This is a genomic window from Cellulomonas sp. P4_D11, assembly GCF_056401915.1.
Genome location: NZ_JBFUIK010000070.1, coordinates 1 through 5,101 on the forward strand (window position 1 = coordinate 1; position 5,101 = coordinate 5,101).

At 72.0% G+C, this 5,101-nt stretch carries 6 protein-coding genes; all 6 read left to right on the forward strand.

The annotated features are described in order from the left end of the window. Positions 1–201, forward strand: a 201-nt coding sequence (locus tag AC1DT4_RS20125) for a TilS substrate-binding domain-containing protein (RefSeq protein ID WP_477091529.1), incomplete at its 5' end; no start/stop codon positions are given. 44 nt (positions 202–245) lie between these two features. Further along, positions 246–800: a hypoxanthine phosphoribosyltransferase gene (gene hpt, locus AC1DT4_RS20130; protein ID WP_477091530.1), complete on the forward strand. Its 555-nt coding sequence runs from the start codon at positions 246–248 to the stop codon at positions 798–800. A 120-nt stretch (positions 801–920) separates the two neighbouring features. Beyond that, the gene (gene ftsH, locus AC1DT4_RS20135; protein WP_477091531.1) at positions 921–2,948 is read left to right on the forward strand and encodes an ATP-dependent zinc metalloprotease FtsH; all 2,028 of its coding nucleotides are present in this window, start codon (positions 921–923) and stop codon (positions 2,946–2,948) included. Between the two features lie 2 nt (positions 2,949–2,950). Then, positions 2,951–3,562: a GTP cyclohydrolase I FolE gene (gene folE, locus AC1DT4_RS20140; RefSeq protein ID WP_477091532.1), complete on the forward strand. Its 612-nt coding sequence runs from the start codon at positions 2,951–2,953 to the stop codon at positions 3,560–3,562. Between the two features lie 105 nt (positions 3,563–3,667). Further along, positions 3,668–4,543, forward strand: coding sequence for a dihydropteroate synthase (gene folP / locus AC1DT4_RS20145; RefSeq protein ID WP_477091534.1), 876 nt, complete (start codon positions 3,668–3,670; stop codon positions 4,541–4,543). Continuing rightward, positions 4,540–5,101, forward strand: a 562-nt coding sequence (gene folB, locus AC1DT4_RS20150) for a dihydroneopterin aldolase (RefSeq protein WP_477091533.1), incomplete at its 3' end; no start/stop codon positions are given. The genes folP and folB, both read left to right, overlap by 4 nt.

A 5,101-nucleotide genomic window follows, 5' to 3' on the forward strand; every position in this document is an offset into this window, starting at 1 on the left:
CCGCCCGCCCTGCGCACGCGCGCGCTGCGGGCCGCCGCGATCGCCGCCGGCAGCCCCGCGGGCGCGCTGCACCGGGTGCACGTCCTGGCGGTCGACGCCCTGGTCACGGACTGGCACGGGCAGGGTGCGGTCGCCCTGCCGGGCGGGGTCGCGGCCACCCGGGCGTGTGGCAGGCTTGCCCTGGGCCCGGCCCCCGCGTAGTCGCGGGAGACGCCGGAACGGGTGGATCAAGAGGAGCAACTGCGGTGGACCCTGCGGACATGGGCGACGACCTCGAGCGGGTGCTCCTCTCGGAGGAGCAGCTGCACCAGCGGCTCGACGAGATCGCGGCGCAGATCGACGCCGACTACGCGGGCAAGGACCTGCTGCTCGTCGGCGTGCTGAAGGGCGCGGTCATGGTCATGGCGGACCTGGCCCGGCGCCTGCACCACTCGGTGCAGATGGACTGGATGGCGGTCTCGTCGTACGGCTCGGGCACCAAGTCGTCGGGCGTCGTGCGGATCCTCAAGGACCTCGACGCCGACCTCACGGGCCGGCACGTCCTCATCGTCGAGGACATCATCGACTCCGGCCTGACCCTGTCGTGGCTGCTGTCGAACCTGCGCTCGCGCGGACCGGCGACGGTCGAGATCGCGACGATGCTGCGCAAGCCCGAGGCCTCGAAGGTCGACGTGGACGTCCGCTACGTGGGCTTCGACATCCCGAACGAGTTCGTCGTCGGCTATGGCCTGGACTACGCGGAGAAGTACCGGAACCTGCCGTTCGTCGGAACCCTCGCGCCGCACGTCTACGGGGCCTGAGCCCGGTACTCAACGGAGTGCGCCCTCGGTGAACACGGTCAGGATCCCCCAGGAAGTCCGTGTAACTTCGAGGCCACCAGTCCCGCGAGCGGAGGTTGAGGGGCCCTGCCCCGATCGCCCATGAACGTCAAGCGACTAGCCCGAGGCCCCATCCTGTGGGTCGTCATCGCCGTGATCCTGCTGTACATCGGCGCCTCCACGCTCGCCCAGCCGCGGATCAGCAAGATCGACACGTCCGACGGCATCTCGCTGCTCGCGGACGGCAAGGTCGACCAGGCGAAGATCACCGAGGGCGTCCAGCGGGTCGACCTCACGCTGAAGGCGGACTTCACCAAGGACGACAAGAACCTGGGCAAGCTCGTCCAGTTCAACTACGTCGTGCCGCAGGGCGAGTCGGTGGTCACCGCGATCGCGGACGCGGACCTGGACAAGGGCTACACGTCGGTCGTGCCGCAGACGTCGTGGTGGAGCAGCCTGCTCGGGCTCGTCCTGCCGTTCGTCATCATCCTGGGCATCTTCTGGTTCCTCATGTCGAACATGCAGGGCGGCGGCTCGCGCGTCATGAGCTTCGGCAAGTCGAAGGCGAAGCTGGTCAACAAGGAGTCCCCGCAGGTCACGTTCTCGGACGTCGCGGGTGTCGACGAGGCGGTCGAGGAGCTCCAGGAGATCAAGGAGTTCCTCGCGGAGCCGGCCAAGTTCCAGGCCGTCGGCGCCAAGATCCCCAAGGGCGTGCTGCTGTACGGCCCTCCGGGCACCGGCAAGACGCTGCTCGCCCGCGCGGTCGCTGGCGAGGCCAGCGTGCCGTTCTACTCGATCTCCGGCTCGGACTTCGTCGAGATGTTCGTCGGCGTCGGCGCCAGCCGCGTCCGTGACCTGTTCAACCAGGCCAAGGAGAACGCCCCCGCGATCATCTTCATCGACGAGATCGACGCCGTCGGCCGGCACCGCGGCGCCGGCATGGGCGGCGGGCACGACGAGCGCGAGCAGACCCTCAACCAGATGCTGGTCGAGATGGACGGCTTCGACGCCAACGCCAACGTCATCCTCATCGCGGCGACCAACCGCCCCGACATCCTCGACCCCGCGCTCCTGCGCCCGGGCCGCTTCGACCGCCAGGTCGCCGTGGATCCGCCGGACCTCAAGGGCCGCGAGCGGATCCTGCAGGTGCACTCGCAGGGCAAGCCGATGGCGCCGCACGTCGACCTCAACGTCGTCGCCCGCCGCACCCCGGGCTTCACCGGCGCGGACCTGGCCAACGTGCTCAACGAGGCCGCGCTGCTCACCGCGCGCACCGGCCAGGCGACCATCACGGACCACACGCTGGACGAGGCGATCGACCGCGTCATCGCGGGCCCCCAGAAGCGCACGCGGATCATGAACGCCAAGGAGATCAAGATCACCGCGTACCACGAGGGCGGTCACGCCCTGGTCGCGGCGGCGCTCCGGTACACCGACCCGGTCACCAAGGTGACGATCCTGCCGCGCGGTCGCGCGCTCGGGTACACGATGGTCATGCCGACCGAGGACAAGTACTCGACCACCCGTAACGAGCTGCTGGACACGCTGTCGTACGCCATGGGCGGTCGCGTGGCCGAGGAGCTCGTGTTCCACGACCCGACGACGGGTGCGAGCAACGACATCGAGAAGGCGTCGGCGACGGCGCGGAAGATGGTCACGCAGTTCGGCATGAGCGCCCGGCTCGGCGCGATCCAGCTCGGCCAGGCCTCCGGCGAGGTTTTCATGGGCCGCGACATGGGGCACGGGCGTGACTACTCCGAGGACATCGCCGCCTCCATCGACCTCGAGGTCCGCTCGCTCATCGAGCGGGCGCACGACGAGGCGTGGGAGATCCTGGTGGAGTACCGGGACGTGCTCGACGCGCTCGTGCTCGAGCTGCTCGAGAAGGAGACGCTCAACCAGGAGCAGCTGGCCAAGATCTTCGAGCCGATCACCAAGCGGCCGCCGCGCCAGGTGTGGCTCTCGAGCGAGCAGCGCGCGGTCTCGGACCGCCCGCCGGTCATGACGGCAGCCGAGAAGGCGGCCCTCAACGGCCACCCGATCATCCCGGAGGACGAGGCCGCGGAGGCGTTCGGGTTCCCGAAGGAGCGCATCGTCGAGGTCCCGCCGTCGCAGACCCCGGACGCCTGAGGATGGGCGACGGGATCGGGCCGGTGCACACGCCCGGCATGGCGATCGGGGAGTACGACCAGGACCGCGTCGAGTCGGCCATCCGTGAGCTGCTGATCGCGGTCGGCGAGGACCCGGACCGCGAGGGCCTGCGGGAGACGCCGGCCCGGGTCGCCCGGTCGTACCGGGAGATCTTCGCGGGGCTGTACCAGGAGCCCGGTGACGTCCTGACCACCACGTTCGACCTCGGTCACGAGGAGATGGTGCTGGTCAAGGACATCGAGGTGTACTCCACCTGCGAGCACCACCTCGTGCCCTTCCACGGGGTCGCGCACGTCGGCTACATCCCGGGCGTCGACGGCCGCATCACCGGCCTGAGCAAGCTGGCGCGGCTGGTCGACGTGTACGCGCGTCGCCCCCAGGTGCAGGAGCGCCTCACGTCCCAGATCGCCGACGCCCTGGTCGAGGAGCTGCAGCCCCGCGGCGTGCTCGTGGTCGTCGAGTGCGAGCACCTCTGCATGTCGATGCGCGGCGTGCGCAAGCCGGGGTCGCGGACCGTCACGTCGGCGGTGCGTGGTCAGATGCGCGACGTCGCCACCCGGGCCGAGGCGATGAGCCTCGTGCTCGGCCACTGACGCCGCCGCCGACACCCTAGGCTCGGCACCGTGACAGGCCCCGGCCCCTCCGCCCGTCCGGCACCGCTGCCGGCCCGGCTGCACGACCGACGGCGCACGCTCGTCATGGGCGTCGTGAACGTGACCCCGGACTCGTTCTCCGACGGGGGCCGCTGGTTCACGCCCGGCGCGGCGGTGGCGCACGGGCTGGAGCTGCTGGCGCAGGGCGCGGACGTGCTGGACGTCGGCGGGGAGTCCACCCGGCCCGGCGCGCGTCGCGTCGCGGTCGACGACGAGCTGGCCCGCGTCCTGCCGGTGGTCGAGGAGCTCGTGGCCCGGGGCGCGGCGGTCAGCGTCGACACCACGCGGGCGGTCGTCGCCCGGGAGGCGGTCCGGCGGGGCGCGGTCATCGTCAACGACGTCTCGGGCGGGCTCGCCGACGACGCGATGTACGGGGTGGTCGCCGAGACGGCAGCGGTCTACGTCGCCATGCACTGGCGCGGCCACGCCGACGTGATGGACGACCTCGACGACTACGGCGACGTGGTGACCGACGTCCGGCGCGAGCTCGGGGAACGGGTCGCGGCGCTGCGCGCCGCCGGCGTGCGCGACGAGCAGGTGGTCCTGGACCCCGGCCTCGGCTTCGCGAAGTCGGGGGCCAGCAACTGGCCGCTGCTCGCGCGGCTGCCGGAGCTGGTGGCGGACGGGTTCCCGGTGCTGGTCGGCGCGAGCCGCAAGCGCTTCCTCGGGCACCTGCTGGCCGGCCCGGACGGCGAGCCGGCCCCGCCGCTCGCGCGGGACGGGGCTACCGCGGCGGTATCCGCGCTGGCGGCGGCCGCGGGTGCTTGGTGCGTGCGGGTGCACGAGGTGACAGGCTCGGCCGACGCCGTCCGTGTCGCCGCGGCGTGGCAGGGTGCGCAGGGGGCTCCCGGCGGACCTGCCGACGACGAGGACGAGCTGGCCGTGGACGAGGACGCGAGAACCGGAGGGAGCACGCGGTGACGACGAACGACGAGAGCCGGCAGGACGCGCTGGACGCCAGCGGGCGCCGGCTCGACCAGATCAGGCTGACGGGCATCACGGCCATGGGGTACCACGGCGTGTTCGAGCACGAGCGCCGGGAGGGGCAGACGTTCGTCGCGGACGTCGTCGTGCACCTGGACACCCGCCGCGCCGCCGCCCGCGACGACCTCGCGTACACCCTGAACTACGGCGAGCTCGCCGAGCAGGTCGCGGCCGTGCTGTCGGGCGAGCCGGTCGACCTGATCGAGACCGTCGCGGAGCGCATCGCCGCGACCGTGCTGGCGTCCGGCATCGTGCAGGCCGTCGACGTCGCCGTGCACAAGCCGAACGCCCCCATCCAGGTCCCGTTCGGGGACGTGGTCGTCGCCATCCACCGGGACCGGTCCAAGCTGCCGGCCGCCGAGCCGTACCTGCCGCGCCCGGTCGTGGCCGAGCCCGCGTCGCGGCCGGTGCCCACCGCGACCGCGAMGTTCCCGGTCACACCCGCGCCCGGCGGCGCGGTGGTCGCGCCGGCGCCGCTGTCGGCGGGCCCGTGGG

Coding starts and splice junctions, on each gene's coding strand:
- ftsH (WP_477091531.1), top strand. CDS start 921: ATGAACGTCAAGCGACTAGCCCGAGGCCCCATCCTGTGGGTCGTCATC.
- folE (WP_477091532.1), top strand. CDS start 2,951: ATGGGCGACGGGATCGGGCCGGTGCACACGCCCGGCATGGCGATCGGG.
- folP (WP_477091534.1), top strand. CDS start 3,668: ATGGGCGTCGTGAACGTGACCCCGGACTCGTTCTCCGACGGGGGCCGC.